The following is an 18,922-nucleotide window of genomic DNA, read 5'->3' as shown; positions in this document are numbered from 1 at the left end:
TCACGCTTGAGAAAATTCGCAGATGTCGCGGAAGTCGCAGGTGGCGCAGGTGAACTGGTTCGGCGTCGCCGTGAACGCGCTCGCCTTGATGCGGTTCACCCGGTCCACGATGTCTTCGCGCAGGGTGAGCAGGTCGTCCGCGGTGCCGAGGAACGACACTTGGGAGTGGTCCTTGAGATAGTGATAGGTCAGCCTCTTCACCTCGAGCCCGAGCAACTCTTGCGCGGCGAGCTGATAGAGATACAGCTGTTCGCGGTCGCCCTTGTCCATCTTCTCTTCCGTCTTCGGCGTGCCGGTCTTGTAGTCGATGATCTCGTAGCCGCCTTCGGGAAGCGCGTCGATGCGGTCGATGCGACCCTTAAGGGTGATGTCACCTACCTTCAGGGTGAACGCCTGTTCTAACATGTGCGGCAACGGCCGTCGCGCTTCGAACTGCCCGAAGATGGTCTTGAGTGAGGCCTTACCCTCCTTTCGGTATTTTTCACGTTCAGCGTCGTCACGATACCAGTCATCGATCCAGGACTCCTCGTACATCGCCATCATCTCTTCGAACGGAACGGGCACGGACGGCACGCCTACCTCACCCATGCCCTCTCCTTCGAAAGGAGAGGGATAGCTTGCGTTCGTCGCGAAGAGCGACTCCTGCTTCACGCTCGTCCGTTCCAGCCATGCCTGCAGATATTTGTGCAACGTGTTGTGCATCGTCTTCCCGAACGAGAAGGTCCCTTTGCCGAACACGGGAATCTTGAGGATGTGCGCGAACTTGTATTGGAGCGGGCATGAACGGAACGCGACGAGCTGGGAGAACGAGAAATGTTTCGGGACATGGATCGTTACCGCGGTTTCGGACAGGACGACCCCGCCGGCATCCTCGTCCGCGTCGAACATCTCCTTCGCGGCGATCCGTCGCGGCTGCGTCTGCGTAAGGCCGAGCTCGGCCAGGAAACGGGACGCCTTGCGTTTTCGCGCGCCGCCGTAATCGTCGGCCGAGGTGAGATAGAGCCCTTCCTTCGCCCGCGTCATCGCGACATAGAACAGGCGGCGTTCTTCCTCAAGGTGCCACTCCCCTTCCCCGTGCGTGGCCGGGACGAGTCCCTCCGGGAGCGGGATCGCGTCGCGTCGGACGTCCGTGGGAAACTTACGGTCGATGAGGCTCACCACGAACACATGCTTGAACTCGAGCCCCTTCGACCCGTGCACGGTCATCACGCGCACGTTGTCCGGGCCGCTCTCGACGTCCGGCGCGAGCGCCCCTTCCTCGCCGGCGTCGCGCTCGTGCTTGTACTCCTCGAGGAAGTGCTTGAGCACCGGGTTCTCGTGCCGCTCCTCGAACGCCTTCATGCGCCGGTAGAACTGCTCGAGGAATGCGAACGCCTCGGCCTTGGCACGGTCCGGCAGCGCGTTCAGGTGCTCCACGTATCCGGCCTCGCGCGCGACGAGGACGTACAGCTCCGACGCCTTCCGTCTTGTCGCCTCCGGGCGAAGACGCAGGACGAGCGCCAGCAGCGCGTCGACCTTGCCGAGATCGTCCGCATCGAGTCCGCTCCACGCGCGGGCGTTCTGGCACGCCTCGTACAGCGACTTCCCTTTCCTATTCGCCGCGTGCGAAAGTTCGACGAGCGCCACATGCGGGATGCCGAAATTCGGATGCGACAGCACGCGGTAGAAGCTGGGGCTGTCGAACGGGTTGTCGAGCACGCGCAGGAACGCCACCACGTCGAGCACGGCCGGCTTCACGTACAGCCCGCGCAGCGCGTAGAACAGGTACGGGATCCGGCGACGATCGAGCGCCGCGATGAACGGCAGGGCCGCGTCGTTGCTGCGCGTGAGGATGGCAACGTCGTTCCAATTGAGCTCCGGATCCTTTTCCTTGAGGGCCAGGATGCGTCGCGCAACCTCACCGACCTCTTCTTCGACGGTCGTGCAATGAACGTGTTCGACCGCCCCCGCGTCCGTTCGTGCGGATTTCAGGCGTTTGTCCAGCCCCCCTTCGGCGCGTGCTTCAAGACGGTTCGGGTTGTTTGCCTGGATGAACCGGTGGGCGTGGTCGAGGATCGTCTGCACCGAGCGGTAGTTGTCGGTGAGCACCACGCGCGCCGCCTTCGGGTAATCGCTCTCGAACGTGAGGATGTTCTCGAGGCTCGCCCCGCGGAACGAATAGATCGCCTGGTCGTCGTCGCCCACCACCGTGAGGTTGTTTTTCGGCGCCGCGATGAGCTTCACCAGCTCGTACTGCGCGAGGTTGGTGTCCTGGAACTCGTCGACCAAGACGAACGAATACTTGGCACGCACGGCTTTCAGGACGTTCGGGCGCGTTTGGAGAAGGCGAAGCGCATAGGCGATAAGGTCGCCGAAATCGAGCGAGTCGTTCTCGATGAGGATCTGTTGGTACGTGTGATATGCCTTGGCCAATTCGGAAATCCGCCGGATCTCGTTCGTCGCCTCTTCATCCGAATTCGCGGAATCAAGGTTCGCCCGCTTCTCCTCGGCGAACTTGAGGTACTCCTCCGGGCTGACGGCTGAATCCTTGCAGCGGGAGAAATGCGAAAGGAGACCACGCAGATATTTCGTCGGATTCCCCAGCGGCCGATAATGTTCGAGGTCAAATCGATCGAAATGCTGGCGGGCAAGCAGCCAGGAATCGATCTCGGTGAGCATCTTGAAATCGCGCGGCAATCCCATCTCCGTCCCGTAGTCGCGCAGCAGCTTTTCGCAGAACGCATGGAAAGTAGAAATCTGCAGGTCCACGTACCCGTACGGCAGCAGCTGGTCCACGCGCTCTTCCATTTCCCCCGCCGCCTTGTCCGTGAACGTGAGCGCGAGGATATTCTCGGGCCTTGCCGCTCCCGTCTCGATGAGCCAGGCGATGCGCTTGGTGATGACAGTGGTCTTCCCCGTCCCGGCCCCGGCTACGATAAGCAGCGGCCCCTCCCCATGCCGCACGGCCTTGGCCTGCTCATCGTTCAGCCCATGCAAAAGCCGGTCGGATCCCATATCGGCCGCATGGTAGCACAAATAAAAATGAGAGGCCTATTGCAAGGTCTCTCAGGTGCGCGAGGCGTCTTCCGGTCGACGAAATCGGGGGGAGATTTCGCCGAAGCGGGTCGACACGTGCGCACGCGCTCACCCTGCTCGGGGAGCGGGATCGGGGCGGAAGCGTTCCGCCGACTTGGGGGGGACAGGTTGACCGATCCGCTGACAACCTAACCTATTGTGGGCAAAAAGTCAACCCCTGGGGGGGCGGCCGTGATACCATGAAGGAGTATGTGGGATTCCGAGTATGGATTCGAGAGACGCGCCGCGGGATATACCGAGCGCGTCTGGATGGCGTTGCAGGCCATCCTGAAGGCCAATTCTGCCGAAGGCGACCCTTCGACAGGCTCAGGGGAGACCCAAGCCCTTGAGGAGGCGATCGCCAAGGCGGCCCCCGAGCTGCAGCCTCATGTCGCGAGCGGGTACGACACCATCCTGCGCATGCGGGTGAAGGATGATGTCCGAAAAAAGCTCAAGAAGCATGAGGCCGACCAACGCAAGCAAATGGCCGGCGCCCGCGCACACGCGAAACGCATCGAAAAGACGCTCCCGCCGGAAGAGGCAGAATAAAAAGAGAGCGGCCCATTGCTGAGCCGCTCCGAGCTATCCTCCGAGAACAAATAACGCGATCAAGGCCCCGTGGTAGCCGCCACACTCCTCTTTGAAGAAATATAGGGCGCGGTGTCCTGGATCCTGTTGTAGCCTTGCGCTGTCATAGACAGCCATGCAAGGTCGGGGATGTCCGTGCGCGTAATAGAGCGCGCTTTCCAACTCGTCGCCATCGAGCAGGTCTTTTTCCGTCGAACAGAAGGTGGATCGCCTCGACATCACTGCAGGATGGTTGTCCTGAATCCGGTTTATCCAGGACGCGTCGAATCCGCAATACACGAGCGACTTCTTGTAGATTTTCAACCCCCTCAGTCGTTTGAGGAGCGCGGATACTTCTGAGGCAGTATCCCACGTCGCACGCAAATCTAGCCGTTCAACTACGTATCCAGAAGTACGTTTAACGATTGCTGGCACGATGCCACCCCGTCCTGTTTAGAGGATCATAAGCGTTGAACAAATATCATGTTTTGGCGATTTTGTCAACCGTTAGTCCAAACGAAACGAGGCCTTTCGGCCCCGTTTTTTATGGCTGGCTTTCGATGTGCGGACCACGGGCGTGATGTCGGCGCAGGGCCACCTTTTCGCGGGCCAGCTCACGCTCCATGAGCGCGGCGGCGCCCGCGAACGCGACGTCGTCGATGTGGCGCTTTTCTTCCATGAGCGCCTTGGCGCGTTCCTTGGCAGCTTTGACGGCCTCAAGCTCGAGCTCTTCCATGCGCTCGGCGTGGTCGGCGATGATCACGATCTCGTTGTCGGGGCGCACCTGCAGGAAGCCGGTGGAGAGCGCGAGGAACGATTCGTCGGCGCCGACCTTCACCCTGGCTTCGCCTGGCCGCAGCGCGCTCACGAGGGGCGCATGACCGGGCAGGACCGTGATTTCCCCGTCCTGCGTCATCGCGGTAATCGAATCCACGGTGGCCTCGTAGGCCACCCGTTCGGGCGTGACGATTTTCAGGGAGAGGGACATAAAAGGGCTACTTGGACGCCGTGATCACGTCCTCGATGCCGCCCTTGAGGTAGAACGCCTGCTCGGGCTTGTCGTCATGCTTCCCTTCCAGGATCTCCTTGAACGAGCGCACGGTGTCCTCGCGCTTCACGAAGGCGCCCTTGATGCCGGTGAACTGCTCGGCCACATGGAACGGCTGGCTCAAGAACTTCTGGATCTTGCGCGCGCGGGAGACGGCGAGCTTGTCGTCCTCGGAAAGCTCGTCCATGCCGAGGATCGCGATGATGTCCTGGAGGTCCTTGTAGCGCTGGAGCACCTTCTGCACGCCACGGGCCACGTCGTAATGCTCCTGACCGACGACATCGGGCGAGAGCACCGTAGAGCTCGAGTCGAGCGGATCGACGGCCGGGTAGATGCCGAGCTCGGACAGGCCGCGCGAGAGCACCACGGTAGAATCGAGGTGGCCAAAGGTGGTGGCCGGAGCCGGGTCGGTAAGGTCGTCAGCCGGCACGTACACCGCCTGGATGGAGGTGATGGAACCCTTCTTGGTGGAGGTGATGCGTTCCTGCAGCCCGCCCATTTCCGTGGCCAGGTTGGGCTGGTAGCCCACGGCCGACGGGATGCGGCCCAAGAGCGACGACACCTCGGAGCCTGCCTGGGTGAAGCGGAAGATGTTATCGACGAACAGCAGCACGTCGCGCTCCTCCACGTCGCGGAAGTACTCGGCGATGGTGAGGCCGGAGAGCGCCACGCGCGCGCGGGCGCCCGGGGGCTCGTTCATCTGGCCGAACACGAGGCTGGTCTTCGCGAGCACGCCCGACTCCTTCATTTCCATGTACAGGTCGTTCCCCTCGCGCGTGCGCTCGCCCACGCCGGCGAACACCGAGTAGCCTCCGTGCTCCGTGGCGATGTTGTGGATGAGCTCCTGGATGAGCACGGTCTTGCCCACGCCGGCGCCGCCGAAGAGCCCGGTCTTGCCGCCCTTCAGGAACGGGCAGATCAGGTCGATCACCTTGATGCCGGTCTCGAACACCTCGTCCTTGGTAGCCTGCTCGTCGAAGCTCGGCGCCTTGCGGTGGATCGGGTCGCGGCGCTTGGCTCGCGCCGCCCCGAGGTTGTCGATCTCGTCGCCGGTGACGTTGAACATGCGCCCGAGCGTTTCCGGGCCCACCGGGACCGAGATCGGCGCGCCGGTGTCGAGTACCTCCATGCCGCGGGTGAGGCCGTCGGTGGTGCTCATGGCAATGGCGCGCACCACGCCGCCGCCCACGTGCTGGGCCACCTCGAGCGTGAGCGTCCCTCCTTCGTGCGCGATGGTGAGCGCGCTCGTGATGGCCGGGAGCGCGCCGTCGAAGCGAACGTCCACGACCGGGCCGATGATTTGGGAGATGGTTCCTTTCATAATAGTGTAGAGCCTTTAGCCACTAGCCGTCAGCCGTCAGCTTATGGATAGTCGCTAAATATTACTAATGGCTAATGGCTGACGGCTATTGGCTTTCCAAGGCGGCTTTGCCGCTTGATATCTCCGCGATCTCCTGCGTGATGCCCGCCTGGCGTGCCTGGTTGAAGGTGAAATTCAGGTCGTCGATCATTTCGGAAGCGGCGTCCGTGGCGCTGCGCATGGCCATCATGCGGGCCGAGTGTTCGCTCGCGGCCGACTCGAGCACGGCCTGGTAGGTCATCGCCTCGACGATCCTCGGGAGCAACGCGTCGAGCACGGCCTGCGGTGAGGGTTCAAAGGTGAAGTCGGAAGGCCTCGAGGCCTCACGCGTGAAGGCTTCAGCTTCTCCTGCGGCCTTGCCGCCCGGAGCCTTCCTCGCCTCATCGACCAAGGGCAACAGCTCAAGCACCGCGGGTTTTTGCGTGAGGGCGCTCACGAAATCCGTGTACGCGATGAGTACGGTGTCGCACCGCCCTGCCAGGTATTCCTCCACGGCCACTTTGCCGATGGGCAGGATGTCCTGGAACGTGGGCTTGTTGGTGACGTCCACGAAGCTCGCGAGCACCGGATACCCCGCCCGCTTCACGGCCTCGGCCCCGCGCCGTCCCACGCACACGGCCGACACGGACGAGACGCCGGCCTTGCGGACTTCGGACAGGGCATGCTTCACGGCGTTGCTGTTGAACCCGCCGGCGAGCCCGCGGTCGGAGGTGATGAGCACGAGCAGCGCCTTTTCCGGCTTCCCCACGCGCGGCATGAGCAGCGGGTGCAGGCTCACGTCCACCACTTCGGAAATCGAGCGCACGGTCTCCCAGGCGATCTTCGCGTACGGACGGCTGCCCAACGCCGAACTCACGGCCTTGCGCATCTTGCTCGCGGCCACGAGTTCCATCGCCTTGGTGATCTTGCGCGTGTTGCGCACCGACTTGAGGCGACGCTTGATTGAACGGGTTTGGACGGCCATAGGAGGCGTTAAGGCGTTAGGCGTGAAGGCCTCAGGGCTTCCCTGCGGCCTTGTCTGCCTGCGGCCTTCATGCCTTTAGCGTTTCAATAAAATCCGCGATCGCCGCCTTGAGGCCCGCCTCGACCTCGTCGTCGATGGCCTTCTTTTCCCGCAGGGCCGCGAGCGCCTTGGCGCCGGAGGAGCGCATGAACGCGTGGAACTTCTTTTCCGTCTCGGCGATGTCGGCCACGGGGATCGCGTCGAAATGGCCGTTGGTGACGGCGTAGATGACCGCGACCTGCTCCTCAAACGGCATCGGCTGGTATTGCGGCTGCTTGAGGATCTCGGTGAGGCGCCGGCCGCGCTCGATCTGGCTGCGCGTCTTCTCATCGAGGTCCGTGGCGAACTGCGCGAACGCCTCGAGCTCGCGGAACTGCGCGAGGTCCAGGCGCAGGCGGCCGGCCACCTTCTTCATCGCCTTGGTCTGCGCGGCCGAGCCCACGCGCGACACGGACAACCCGACGTTCAGCGCCGGGCGGATGCCGCGGTAGAACAGGTCTGTCTCGAGGTAAATCTGCCCGTCCGTGATGGAAATCACGTTGGTCGGGATGTAGGCGGACACGTCGCCGGCCTGCGTCTCGATGATGGGCAGCGCGGTGAGCGAGCCGCCGCCGTTCTTCTCGTCAAGGCGCGCCGCGCGCTCGAGCAGGCGGGAGTGGAGGTAGAACACGTCGCCCGGGTAGGCCTCGCGGCCCGGCGGGCGGCGCAAGAGCAGCGAGATCTCGCGGTAGGCCCAGGCGTGCTTGGACAGGTCGTCGTACACCACGAGCGCGTCCTCGCCCTTTGCCATGAAGTATTCGCCGATGGCGCAACCGGAGTAGGGCGCCACGAAGCTGTAGGCCGCCGGGTCGGACGCGCCGGCCACCACGACCGTGGTGTATTCCATCGCTCCGGCCTCCTCGAGCTTGGCCACGATCTTCGCGACCTTGGACTCCTTCTGGCCGATCGCGACGTAGATGCATTTCACCCCGGTCCCCTTCTGGTTGATGATGGCGTCGACCGCGATGGCGGTCTTGCCGGTCTGGCGGTCGCCGATGATGAGTTCGCGCTGGCCGCGACCGATCGGGATGAGCGCGTCGACCGCCTTCACGCCGGTGGCGAGCGGCACGCCCACGCTGCGGCGCGTCATCACGCCCGGGGCGATCTTCTCGATCGGGAAAAACTGCGCGGCGCGGATGACGCCCTTGCCGTCCTTGGCGTTCCCCAGCGGGTCGATGACGCGCCCGAGCACGGCATCGGAAATCGGGATCGAGAGGATGCGCCCGGTCGCCTTCACCGTGTCGCCCTCCTTGATGCGCGCACTGTCGCCGATCACGATGGCGCCCACCGTGTCTTCCTCAAGGTTGAGGGCGACGCCCAGGATGCCTCCCGGGAACTCGATCATCTCGGAAGCCTGGAGCCTGGAAAGGCCCGAAAGGCGCGCCACGCCGTCCCCGACGGAGAGCACCGTGCCGACCTGGCTTTCCTGCATGCCGGACTGGAAGGAAGCGAGCTGCTCCTTGAGGCTGTTCAGGATGTCTGCTTTGGTTGCCATATCAGATGCGTTCCATCAATTGCCGCTTGAGTCGGTCGGCCCTGCCGAGCACGGTGTTGTCGATCACCAGGTCGTCCACCCGCACGCGCGCGCCGCCGATGAGCGAGGGGTCTATCGAGAAGAAGACATCCGCGCCCTTCGCGAGCTTGTCCACGGCCTGCTGGACCTTCACCGGGAGCGCATGCGCGGATTCCACGGAGACCCGTGACACCCCATAGCGCTTGCGCCACTGCGTGTCCACGGCGCGCATCACCTCCCGCGTCCGATGGAGCTCGCCCCGCCCATGCATCATCTCGAGGAAGGCGTAGACCGTCTCGTCGAGCGCCGCCCCGGACTTCCCTTCGGCCGCCGTAAGAAGCGTGGCGGCCAGCTGTTTGGGGTTCGCCTTCATACCTCCTTCCTGGCCCACGCCACGACCATCTCGGAGGAGAGGCGTTCGGACGATTCCTTGCTGACGCCTTCGGCCAGGATGCGCCTGGCCGCCTCCACCGCGAATTCCGCCACGTCGCGCTTGAGCTCGGCCTTCATCGCCTCTTGCTCGGCCTTCAGCTGCGCCTTGCCGCCCATGACGACGCGTTCCACGTCGCCCTTCGCCCTGGCGATGAGTTCGGCGCGCATGGCCTCGGAGTCCGCGCGCGCCTTCTCGACGATGGCCGACGCTTCCGATCTCGTCGCGGAAAGCATCGACGCGCGTTCCGCATCGGCCGACTTCAGCCGCTTCGCCGCCTCTTCGGCGTCCTTCATCCCCTCCTCGATCTTCTTCGACCTCGCATCCAGACGCGCCGCGATCGGCCCCCAAGCGAACCGCTTGAGCACGAACAGCACCACCAGGAAGTTGATGAGCTGGGCGAGGAGGATGCGGCCGTCGATCCCGAAGGTCGCGAGTCCGCCGGTAGGTTCAGACATAATGGGTTTTGGATGGAAGGCTTCAGGCGTGAAGGCCTCAGGGCAGCCCTGGGGCCTTGTCCGCCTGCGGCCTTCGGCCTACAGCGTGAACGAGACGACGAGCGCGTAGATCGCGATGGCTTCGGCGAAGGCCATGCCGAGGAGCATGGGGACGAACAGCTTGCCCGTGGCTTCCGGGTTGCGGCCGATCGCCTCCATGGCCTTGGCGCCGATGAGACCGATGCCCAGGCCCGGGCCGATGGCGCCGACGCCCATGGCAACCGCCTTGGCGATGAACTTTGCGGATTCAGCATCCATAGGGTTCAGACATTATCGAGTTAGCGCCTCCCAGCCGTTTTCGGTTGAGAGGCGGCAACCGACAATCAGTGCGCGCCCTCTTCCCCATGCGAGGGCGGCGTGGTCATCACCGTAAGGTACGCGAGGGTCAGCATGGCGAACACCGTGGCCTGGATGATGCCGACCAGGAGTTCCAGGAACAGGAACGGGATAGGCAGGCCATAGGCGAAGATCCCGAGCATCACCGTGAGCAGCACCTCGCCCGCGAACACGTTGCCGAACAGGCGCAGGGACAGCGACACGACCTTGGCGAATTCCGAGACGATCTCGAGCAAGCCGACGGCGAACTCGATAAGCGCCACCATCACGGCCATCGGTCCCTTCGAGAACGACCTGATGAGGCCGGGGATCTGGATGAATCGGCCGACGTGCGTGCCGAGCCCTACCGCGCGCAGGCCGAACAGGTGCGAGGCGAGCACGGCGAACAGGGCGATCGCGAGCGTGAAGTTGAGGTCGCTCGTGGCCGCGCGCATCACCGGGACGAGCAGGTTTTCTCCGCCATGCACCTGCCACATCCCGACGGAACCGCTGCCCGGAAGCAGGCCGATCCAGTTGGAGAACAGGATGAATACGAACAGGGTCCCGACGATGGGCAGGAACCGCAGGGCACGTTCCCGGTCGCCCGTCACCTTCTGCACTTCCCCAAGGGCGGCCTCGACGACCGTCTCCGCCGCGTTCTGGACCCCCGTCGGCACGAGCGCCGAGCGCGAGCGCAGCATGAACGCCAGGCCCACGAAAAACCCGGCCGCAATCCACCCGTTGATCAGGGCGTTGGTGACCGGGAAGCTCCCGATGTGGAAAATGGGTTCTGCGGCGGCAGGAACGAGCACAAGGTTCAGGATTCAGGCGAAGGAGGAGCCTTCGATTCGGAAGCGATCAGGCGCTGGTATTCGGCCGAGTATCGGCGGGCCTTGCGGACGATCGTCAGGGCGGTCAGGGCGAGGGCGGCGGCCAGGCAGGCGATGAGAAGTTTCGGGGCGGTCCCGTACCGGGCGTCCAGCCATTTCCCTCCAAGCGCGGCCAATACGGCAGGCACCGCGGTACTGACGCCGAAATCAGCGAAAATCCGCATGGCAAGCCGGATATAGGCCTGATCGTTCGTCATAAAGACGCCGGAAGTATATGGGGAACCCGTTCGCGAGTCAATGGAATGAAAAATGACCGAATCCGCAGAGGGTTCGGTCATCCTGAGACGCATCAGCGGCGAAGGAACTTCCGCCCGCTGTCAGATGACAGGGGCGGCTGCTGCCGGCTGGGCGGGGTTGAGGTCCAAGCACGATGAGACGTGCTTGAGCATCTTCCGCCCCGCCTCACTCACGCGCGGGCCGTAGTAGGCGCTCCACTCGGGCTTGTCGAGATTCGCGGGCAGGTCGATCAGGGCCTTCCTGCCGACCTCGCGCTCCCCTTCGACCGTCGACTGGAACAGCTCGACGGCCGCGACGATCATGGAACGCAGGTGCTTCCATCGCTCGTTCAGGCACAGCTCGCCGTCGTGGAACGAGAACGGGTCGCCGGGCACGGGCGGCGGGACCGTGAGGTCGCCGCAGATCCGGTAGGCAGGACCGTTCGCCGGCTTGTCGGCGTCCTGCTTCACGTCCTTCACGCGATCGCGTTCCTTCTCGTCGCCGTTGTCGTGCCTGGACGACGGACGGCGGCCGAGGCCGGTGACGATCGGTGCCTGGGTGAGCGGCGTCGACGTGTCAGCGGTCGAGGCATCCGCATCATCGGCGTCGCCCTCGTCCGATCCATCCTCGTCCGCGTCGTCACCCGCATCGTCGCCTCCGTCCTCGTCCTCGCCCGACTCGTCCTCATCGTCGTCCTCGTCGTCCAGGGCGTCGGCGGGAAGCGTGGGCTCCTTTGAAGGCGGCTCGGCGAGCATGGTCTCGAGCGCCATGATCTCGCACGCCTCGAGATCCCCCCCGCACCCCGCCGCGGCCAGCTTCTCGCCGATGAGCTGAACATTCTTTGGCGTGAGCGGGACCTTGCCCGCCTTCAGCTTGCCAGCCCACACGATGATGGCGATGGCTCGTTTCGCCTTCTCCATCGCCTGTTCATGGTCGGCGACTTCGTTGAGGAGCAGCGTATCAACCCACGCCTCCTCCGGAAGCAGCCCGGCGGCAGCGCTTCGCCTCTCGTCCGATACCTGCTTTCCCATCAGCAAGTAAATGATCGTCTTGCACGCACTGATTCGTTCGATTTCGTCCACGGCAGACCTCCTCTCTGTCAAAACCGGTTGACGTAGACCCAAGACCGTAGCAAAAAATCTCGAAATCGTCAATATCCTTCGGAATTCCTTCCGTCGGTTCAGATTGACAAGACCGCGTTTTTCTGATACCTTCCGAAGTCCTTGCGAGCGTGTGCCATGGTGGCCGCGCTCGATCACGGACGCGAAGGAGCCTGAGCCATGAAGTTCCCCTACGAGCTCGAAGAGCAAGGGAAGATTTACGCCAGCGTCGGCCTTTCCAACCCGGACTACATCGTGGAGATGACCCTCGTGTTCAGTTCGAGGACGTACATCAAGGCCATCACCGTCGACGAGGAGATGTTTCACGATGTGCAAAAAGAGCGCAAGCACTACGACAAGAAGGCCAAGATGGAGGTGGTCGAGACCGTGACGGTGCGCGAGGCCGTCACCTTCGTCGCCGAGGCGGACGACGAGGCGTTCGGGATCAGGAAGGACGACCACTGCTACGGCATCGAGGCCACGGAGACGGCCGCCAGGCAACGCATCGACGAGACGGGGACCCTGGTCCGGCTCGGCGGGTACGTGCTTTCACGGGTCCCATGCCCGACGGTCGTGCTGCTTGCCAGCGAGTTGCGCATGAAGGGCGAGACGTACGCCGACGGCAAGCCGCGCAAGATGCTGGTCGCCTGGAAACGCGGCTGGAGCACGGCGTATGCCGTCCCGGCCAACCTGCATGAGGCGCGGGCGCGGGGCGAGTTCCAGGACCTCAACCCGAAGAGCCCGCCGCAGATGACGCTCCTGTTCCATGGGCAGACGTACGGTCAGGAGAACGTGCCCATCCGGGACGCGGTGGCGCTCATCCCGTTCGGGAAGGTCGTGCGGGTGAAGGAGGCCGACCTGCACTGCAAGGGCGTCATGACGGTGTTCCTGCATCGCGAGATGCTGCACGAGATCATCGCCGATATCGTGCCGCTCGTGAAGCAGCCTGATGCCTCCGACGCCATCGAGGTGAAGGATGCGATCAGGGCCGGCGGCGAGGCATTCCCGCGTCCGGCGCTCCGGGACCTGCTCGACATCGGCCACGGCGTTTCCGATGAGGTCCTCGCGCGGGCCATGAAGAACCTCTCGCGCTACGAGCCGGGCAAGAGGCGGAAGGAGTTCGAGCATCGTGGGATGAGGGTGCCTCGCGAGCGTCTCGTGAACCAGTACGAGGCGCTCAAGGCCCTGATCGGCGAGATCGAGGCGAAGCTGAAGAAGCAGAAGGCAGAAGCAGCTCCGCCCGAAGCGCCGGCAGCCGCAGAGGCGGCGGCTGCGTCACCGGCCGTGGATCCCGATCTCGCGGGGTTCGACACGGGGGACGGTGCCGAGTCCGCACCTCCCGTCACAGAGGCCGAGAAGCCTCCGACGGTGCACTAGGTAGCACGTCACAGGCAGCACGGCCCCTGGAAGCGACATCTGTCGCGACCGGGGGCTCTTTTATTGTGGACGGCGCAGGCGTGAAGGCCTCAGGCGGACAAGGCCCTCAGGATAGACTGAAGAGGTGATGGGCGTTTTCCGTCGTCGCGCGCGCGACCTCCTCGAAAGGGAGGTTTTTCAGTTGGCCGATCTTTTCTGCGACAAAACGGACATGGGCCGGTTCGTTTTGTTTTCCGCGGAATGGGATCGGGGTGAGATAGGGGGAATCCGTCTCGACGAGGATGGATTCGAGCGGGAGCGCCTGGACGACTCGCTGCAAGGCAGAGAGCGCGACCCCCTCATGCTCCCCCTTACCAAGGGGGAGATAGCTCGCCTTGGGCGGGAACGTGATGATGCCCGTGAACGAAATGAGAAAACCGGCGGCGACATAGGCTTGCGCCTCTTCTAATGTGCCGGTGAAACAGTGGATGACACCGCGACGGGACAACTTCCCGTCCGCGACGTACTCCCTGATGAGCGCAAGCTGGTCGGCGTGCGCACCTGTGGTGAGCGGCGTCGAACCATCGCGGCAGTGGATGACCACCGGCTTGCCTGCCTCCGTAGCGAGGTCGAATTGCGCGCGAACCGCGGCCGTCTGCCGGGCCTTCGCCTCGGACGCGTCCCCTGCGAGCCGATAGTAGTCCAATCCGCATTCGCCGATCGCGACGCACTTGGGATGCGACGCGAGGACGCGGAACGCGTCGGCGTCGAACCGCTCCCCTTCCGTGGGGGGCGCGGACGCGAGCTCCTCCTCGTCGTGATGTGGCGAAGCGGTGGTGTGGTTAGGATGCAGGCCGACGGTCGCCCAGACGTCGTCCTGGCCCTCGGCGAACGCCAACGCTTCGCGGCTCGTCGCGAGGTTCGTTCCGACGGTAATCATTTTTACGCCGGCGTCGCGCGCCCGCCGGACGACATCGCCCTTCTCCTCCCCATATCCGCGGAAATGCACGTGGCAGTGCGCATCCACGAGCATATCAGCCGGCGGCCTTGAGGCTGGATGGGAAGATCACCTGAAGGGCGGCCACGATCGCGAGCATCCCCTTCCCCACGATGGAGGCGGACAGCGCCATCTTCACGGCGTCGTCCGGCAGGAACTGCAGCGCGAAGAACAAGGCGACGCTCACGAACACGATCCCTTCGATGAGGCCGAACGCGGCGCCGAGGATCCTGTCCACGAGCCCGGCGAGCGGGATCCAGGCGAACCAGCCGAACACGGTGCGAAGGAGCCACAACCCGAGCCCGAAGATGCGCCCGAAGACGAAGAATACGATCAGGAATGCCACCACCTTGCCGGTCCCTCCCCCGCCCATGAGCCAACCGAACCGGTCGTACACCGGCCCCACCAGTCGCGAGGCCACCACCATGCCGACGATCGTCCCGATGAGCCCGCCGAGCGTGCGAACGAGCCCGAAGAACAGGCCGAACATCGTGAATCCGCCGACGATGAAGATGAGGATGACGTCTACGAGGGACATTTAGGCCTCCTTCCTTTCCTTACGCGGGAACAACGGTTCTCCCTTCTCAATCCTAGCACCCGGGACGAGTTCGCCCCAGGCCCAAGCCGTTTCAAACGGCTGCGTAAACTCCTTGGGGGCGGCGAGACCGAGCTTCGCGAACATCTTTTCTGCCGTCTCTGGCATGAAGGGGTAGAGCATCCAGGCGATGTGCCGGAGCGTCTCGAGGAGCGCGTACATCGTGTCCCCGAGGAGCTTCGTCTCGCCCATCTTGGCAAGCTGCCACGGCGCGCGCTCCTCGATGAGCTGGTTGCTTTGGCGCACAAGGCTCCAGACGACATCAAGCGCGTCGTGTGTGCGCAGCTCCTCCCAGGCGGCGTGGTAGCCGTCCCAGGCGCCGGCGAGGAATCCGTCGGCTCGCTGGGGCGCCGACCCGTCGAAGTATTTCTCGGTCATCGTGAGCACGCGGTGCACGAGATTGCCAAGCTCGTTCGCCAAATCGCCGTCGTAGCGGGCCGCAAGGCGCGTCAGGGAAAAATCGCCGTCTTCGCCCAGGCGGATTTCGCGGAACAGGAAGTACCGCAGCGCGTCAACGCCGTACTCGCCCGCGACGGCCACCGGATCGATGGCGTTGCCAAGCGACTTGGAGATCTTCTCGCCGTCGATCGTGAAGAACCCGTGCGCAAGCACGCGTTTGGGCAGCGGCAGCCCGGCGCTCATGAGCATCGCGGGCCACAGCGCGCAATGGAACTTGATGATGTCCTTCCCCACCAGGTGCAGGTCGGCTGGCCACCACTTCTTGAACGCGGCTTCGTCGGTGCCGTACCCGACGCCGGTGAGATAGTTGATGAGCGCGTCGAACCACACGTACACGCGCTGCGTCTCGTCGCCGGGCACGGGAATCCCCCACTTCATGCTTGAGCGGGAGATGGACACGTCCTTCATGAAATCACGGATGTAGCTCATGATCTCGTTGCGGCGCGCGGCGGGGACGACGAAATCCGGGTTCTTGCCGATATGCTCGAGCAAGGCATCGCGGTACTTGGTGAGCCTGAAGAAATAGTTCTTCTCCTTGATGGATTCGGGGGCGGTCTTATGGAGCGGGCATTTCGCGTCGACGAGGTCCGTTTCCGTATAGAACGCCTCGCACCCCTTGCAGTAGAGGCCGACGTATTCGCCCTCGTAGATGTCGCCCTTCGCCTCGACCGCTTTCCAGAACTTCTCGACGGCCTTCGCATGCGCCGCCTCGGTGGTGCGGATGAACCGGTCGTTCGTGAACCCCAGCTCGTCGAACGTTTCCTGCCAGGTGGCCGCCATGGTGTCCAAATACCCCTGGATGTCATCCTTCTTTCCGGCTTTCTCCGCGGCCTCGACGTTCTTCTGGCTGTTCTCGTCGGTGCCCGTCAAGAAAAACACCTCGTCCCCACGCATGCGGCGGTAGCGGGCAAGCGCGTCGGCGATGATTCCGGTGTAGGCGTGCCCGACGTGCGGAGCGCCGTTTATGTAGTAAATCGGCGTCGTGAGGTAGAATTTGGACATATCGATAGTGCGTAGTTGGTAGGTGGTAGTGCGTAGGACATAGAACGTAGAAAATCTACGTACTACCAACTACTCACTACGCACTTGGTCCGATGACGACCACGAATTCGCCCCGAATACTAGTCGCTTTCAACCGTTCTGTCACCTCCGCCGCCGTCCCACGATACGTCGTCTCGTGCAGCTTCGTGAGTTCACGGCAGACGACAAGCCGTCGCTCCTTAAGCTCCTCAAGCCCATCAAGCTCCTCCAGGCACTTCATGATCCGATGCGTGCTTTCATAAAACACGACCGTCCCCTCCGTTGAGGCGAGCTCCTTGAAGAACGTCTGTCGCCCTTTCTTGTGCGGCGGGAACCCAAGGAACGTGAAGCGGTCGGCCGGGAAACCCGACACGGACAGCGCCGCGATGACCGCCGACGGACCGGGGATCGGGACGATTTTCGCCGCGTCGCCCAACTCCTTCACGACGGCCTCGACCAGCATCCCGCCCGGGTCAGAGATGCCCGGCGTCCCGGCGTCCGTGACCAGCGCGAAGGATTCTCCCGCCGACAGCCGACGGACGACGTCGTGCGTCTTGCGCGCGTCGGAATGTTGGTGAAAGGCCACGAGCGGCTTCGCGACGCCGATGACGGAAAGCAATTTGGACGTGACGCGCGTGTCCTCGCACAAGATGGCATCAACCGAAGCGAGCGTCGCCTTTGCGCGTTCGGAGAGGTCGGACAGGTTGCCGATGGGCGTGGCCACGACGTAGAGCGTTCCTAAGGTTGCCATAGGTCGGTGCCGGGATGGGTTGCCGCCCAATAAAACCAGTAGGCGGGTTGCAGCGCGATGGGGGCGAGATGCGTCCCTTTCGACGAACCGCGCGTGGCGATGCCGCGCGCGCTCCAGACGGAATCGCTCTGTGCATCCACGATGCCGCGGTCGTCATCGAGGGTGAACGTGAGCGTGGCATCCAGGACGCGCCGATCGAACGCCGTGATCGTCTCCCGCGTCTTGTCGAACAGGATGAGCACGGGGAGGCCGCCGACCTCGTCCTCGATGATCAGCAGCCGCCCGACGTCGCTGGTCCGAAAGGCCTTGGCCGTTCCCGCGGAGGCGATGCCGACGACGCGTTCCTTCATGGGCAGGCGCGGATCCTTCGGCTCCACCGGGTACCACAGGGCCGCCGTCTTGCGATACTCCAGGAACGGATCGCGCGTGTAGTCATGGTCCGTCCCGCCGGGGCGCGCGAGCACCAGTCCGTCCGGGAACGCGGTGCGCCACGCCTTCCAGGTCATCACCGCGGTCGGGATCCGCGGCTGTCCCTCGGCTTCGGCGGCATGCGATTCGCGATCGAGGATGATCGGCGAACTGTCGCGCAGCATGTCCGTCACGTCGAACGCCTTCACGGCCCCGTCGACGCGCGGGTCGAAGACGCCGGAGGTGCCGGCAAGCGGCGAATAGGTGACGAGGACCGGGAGCGCTGGATCGTTGACTGCCCCGTGCCACACGAGCACCTGGAACGGATAGAACCGGCGTTTGCCGTCCAGATCGAGGGCCAACCCCTCCCCGTCGTCCTTCAGGTACTGGTCGGCCGAGACGACGGATTCGTACTCCGGATCATCGATCGATGTCGTCGCCGAACCTGGGACCGTGACGCTCGGATGCATGGCCGCCGCCGGCGCATCGCCCGGGACGCGCGCCGCGCGGTATTGCCAAAACGCCACGAGGAACGCCCCGAGGAGCAATGCCGACCACCAGCCGATGTCCTTTCCTTTAGGCATGATTGACGCTCAACGCACAACGGCTACCATAGTAGCGCGTTAACGCCATCCGTCCATATGCCTTCCGCGCGAACCTACGAAGCGAAACCTCTCCCGTTCGCTACGAAACTGACGGGCATTACCGAGAAGACGATGCAGATCCACCACGACAAGCTGTACGCGGGGTACGTGAACAAGATGAAAGAGGTAGGCGAGAAGCTGAAAGCCGCTTCGACCGCCGCCGCGACGCTTGAAGCCGCAAACCAGAGTTACTCCGACCTGCGGGCCCTGCGCGACGGCGAGACGTTTGCCACCAACGGCGTCTATTTGCACGAGCATTATTTCAACGTGCTCGGTGGGGACGGGAAACCGTCCGGCGCGTTGGCGGACGCCATCGTCGCCAAGTGGGGGTCGATGGAGACGTTCGTCGCCTTCTTTACCGCCACGGGCATGGCGATGCGCGGCTGGGTGGTGCTCGCCTGGGACACGCACCTTGCCCGCCTCAAGATCTACGGAGCGGACGCCCACAACCAGGGCGGCGTATGGGGCGCGATCCCGCTCATCGTGCTCGACGTGTACGAGCACGCCTATTTCATCGACTACGGCGCCGACCGCAAGGCCTACATCGCCGACTTTTGGAAGAACTTGAACTGGGACGCCGCGAATAAGGTGTACGAGAAGGCGTCTAAGATTTCCTTTTCCTGATCCTATGGCACACGAAACGCAAGATGACATGCACGC

19 protein-coding genes are annotated in these 18,922 nt (G+C 63.7%); 3 read left to right on the top strand and 16 right to left on the bottom strand.

Annotated elements, in window-relative coordinates; all coding sequences use genetic code 11:
- Nucleotides 1–2,994: an ATP-dependent helicase gene (locus EPO34_00930; GenBank protein ID TAK03711.1), complete on the bottom strand. Its 2,994-nt coding sequence runs from the start codon at nucleotides 2,992–2,994 to the stop codon at nucleotides 1–3.
- A 270-nt stretch (nucleotides 2,995–3,264) separates the two neighbouring features.
- Here EPO34_00930 and EPO34_00925 point away from each other — a divergent pair, with 270 nt between their 5' ends.
- Nucleotides 3,265–3,603: a hypothetical protein gene (locus EPO34_00925; GenBank protein TAK03710.1), complete on the top strand. Its 339-nt coding sequence runs from the start codon at nucleotides 3,265–3,267 to the stop codon at nucleotides 3,601–3,603.
- Nucleotides 3,604–4,165: 562 nt separating this feature from the next.
- On the opposite strand, the gene atpC is transcribed toward EPO34_00925, so the two are convergent.
- The 10 genes from atpC to EPO34_00875 form a co-directional block, all read right to left on the bottom strand.
- A complete protein-coding gene (atpC, locus tag EPO34_00920; GenBank protein TAK03709.1) occupies nucleotides 4,166–4,609 on the bottom strand; it encodes an ATP synthase F1 subunit epsilon in 444 nt (147 codons plus the stop codon).
- Nucleotides 4,610–4,616: 7 nt separating this feature from the next.
- The gene (gene atpD / locus EPO34_00915) at nucleotides 4,617–5,993 is read right to left on the bottom strand and encodes a F0F1 ATP synthase subunit beta (GenBank protein TAK03708.1); all 1,377 of its coding nucleotides are present in this window, start codon (nucleotides 5,991–5,993) and stop codon (nucleotides 4,617–4,619) included.
- An 82-nt stretch (nucleotides 5,994–6,075) separates the two neighbouring features.
- Nucleotides 6,076–6,993 carry an ATP synthase F1 subunit gamma gene (gene atpG / locus EPO34_00910; GenBank protein TAK03707.1) on the bottom strand — a complete coding sequence of 306 codons (918 nt, stop codon included), beginning with the start codon at nucleotides 6,991–6,993 and terminating at the stop codon, nucleotides 6,076–6,078.
- Between the two features lie 67 nt (nucleotides 6,994–7,060).
- Nucleotides 7,061–8,566, bottom strand: coding sequence for a F0F1 ATP synthase subunit alpha (locus EPO34_00905; protein ID TAK03706.1), 1,506 nt, complete (start codon nucleotides 8,564–8,566; stop codon nucleotides 7,061–7,063).
- Between the two features lies 1 nt (nucleotide 8,567).
- Nucleotides 8,568–8,957, bottom strand: a complete 390-nt coding sequence (locus tag EPO34_00900) for a hypothetical protein (protein ID TAK03705.1) — start codon at nucleotides 8,955–8,957, stop codon at nucleotides 8,568–8,570.
- The gene (gene atpF / locus EPO34_00895) at nucleotides 8,954–9,472 is read right to left on the bottom strand and encodes an ATP synthase F0 subunit B (GenBank protein ID TAK03704.1); all 519 of its coding nucleotides are present in this window, start codon (nucleotides 9,470–9,472) and stop codon (nucleotides 8,954–8,956) included. Before atpF ends, EPO34_00900 begins: the two co-directional genes overlap by 4 nt.
- Before the next feature lie 78 nt (nucleotides 9,473–9,550).
- A complete protein-coding gene (gene atpE, locus EPO34_00890) occupies nucleotides 9,551–9,769 on the bottom strand; it encodes an ATP synthase F0 subunit C (protein ID TAK03703.1) in 219 nt (72 codons plus the stop codon).
- Between the two features lie 65 nt (nucleotides 9,770–9,834).
- Nucleotides 9,835–10,650 (bottom strand): ATP synthase F0 subunit A, encoded by an 816-nt coding sequence (atpB, locus tag EPO34_00885; GenBank protein ID TAK03702.1) that lies wholly within the window; start codon nucleotides 10,648–10,650, stop codon nucleotides 9,835–9,837.
- Nucleotides 10,644–10,913 (bottom strand): AtpZ/AtpI family protein, encoded by a 270-nt coding sequence (locus tag EPO34_00880; GenBank protein TAK03701.1) that lies wholly within the window; start codon nucleotides 10,911–10,913, stop codon nucleotides 10,644–10,646. Before EPO34_00880 ends, atpB begins: the two co-directional genes overlap by 7 nt.
- 120 nt (nucleotides 10,914–11,033) lie before the next feature.
- Complete coding sequence (locus tag EPO34_00875) at nucleotides 11,034–12,035, bottom strand: hypothetical protein (protein TAK03700.1); 1,002 nt, start codon at nucleotides 12,033–12,035, stop codon at nucleotides 11,034–11,036.
- A 177-nt stretch (nucleotides 12,036–12,212) separates the two neighbouring features.
- On the opposite strand from EPO34_00875, the gene EPO34_00870 reads away from it, so the two are divergent.
- Entirely contained in the window at nucleotides 12,213–13,409 is a 1,197-nt protein-coding gene (locus tag EPO34_00870) for a hypothetical protein (GenBank protein TAK03699.1), read from the top strand.
- A 106-nt stretch (nucleotides 13,410–13,515) separates the two neighbouring features.
- Here the strand turns inward: EPO34_00870 and EPO34_00865 are convergent, their stop codons facing one another.
- The 5 genes from EPO34_00865 to EPO34_00845 form a co-directional block, all read right to left on the bottom strand.
- Nucleotides 13,516–14,421 carry a TatD family deoxyribonuclease gene (locus EPO34_00865; GenBank protein ID TAK03698.1) on the bottom strand — a complete coding sequence of 302 codons (906 nt, stop codon included), beginning with the start codon at nucleotides 14,419–14,421 and terminating at the stop codon, nucleotides 13,516–13,518.
- A 1-nt stretch (nucleotide 14,422) separates the two neighbouring features.
- A complete protein-coding gene (locus EPO34_00860) occupies nucleotides 14,423–14,923 on the bottom strand; it encodes a CvpA family protein (protein TAK03697.1) in 501 nt (166 codons plus the stop codon).
- A complete protein-coding gene (gene metG, locus EPO34_00855) occupies nucleotides 14,924–16,441 on the bottom strand; it encodes a methionine--tRNA ligase (protein TAK03696.1) in 1,518 nt (505 codons plus the stop codon).
- Between the two features lie 76 nt (nucleotides 16,442–16,517).
- The gene (gene rsmI, locus EPO34_00850; protein ID TAK03695.1) at nucleotides 16,518–17,210 is read right to left on the bottom strand and encodes a 16S rRNA (cytidine(1402)-2'-O)-methyltransferase; all 693 of its coding nucleotides are present in this window, start codon (nucleotides 17,208–17,210) and stop codon (nucleotides 16,518–16,520) included.
- Nucleotides 17,198–18,202 carry a DUF3179 domain-containing protein gene (locus tag EPO34_00845; GenBank protein ID TAK03694.1) on the bottom strand — a complete coding sequence of 335 codons (1,005 nt, stop codon included), beginning with the start codon at nucleotides 18,200–18,202 and terminating at the stop codon, nucleotides 17,198–17,200. Before EPO34_00845 ends, rsmI begins: the two co-directional genes overlap by 13 nt.
- Before the next feature lie 57 nt (nucleotides 18,203–18,259).
- On the opposite strand from EPO34_00845, the gene EPO34_00840 reads away from it, so the two are divergent.
- Nucleotides 18,260–18,886 carry a superoxide dismutase gene (locus EPO34_00840; GenBank protein TAK03693.1) on the top strand — a complete coding sequence of 209 codons (627 nt, stop codon included), beginning with the start codon at nucleotides 18,260–18,262 and terminating at the stop codon, nucleotides 18,884–18,886.
- The last annotated feature ends 36 nt before the right edge of the window (nucleotides 18,887–18,922 follow it).

This window comes from Patescibacteria group bacterium (assembly GCA_004297215.1).
Classification (GTDB): domain Bacteria; phylum Patescibacteriota; class Patescibacteriia; order UBA9934; family GWF2-40-263; genus 2-01-FULL-63-20.
Note: the sequence above shows the minus strand (reverse complement) of the source record. Positions and strands in the feature narration are given on the sequence as shown.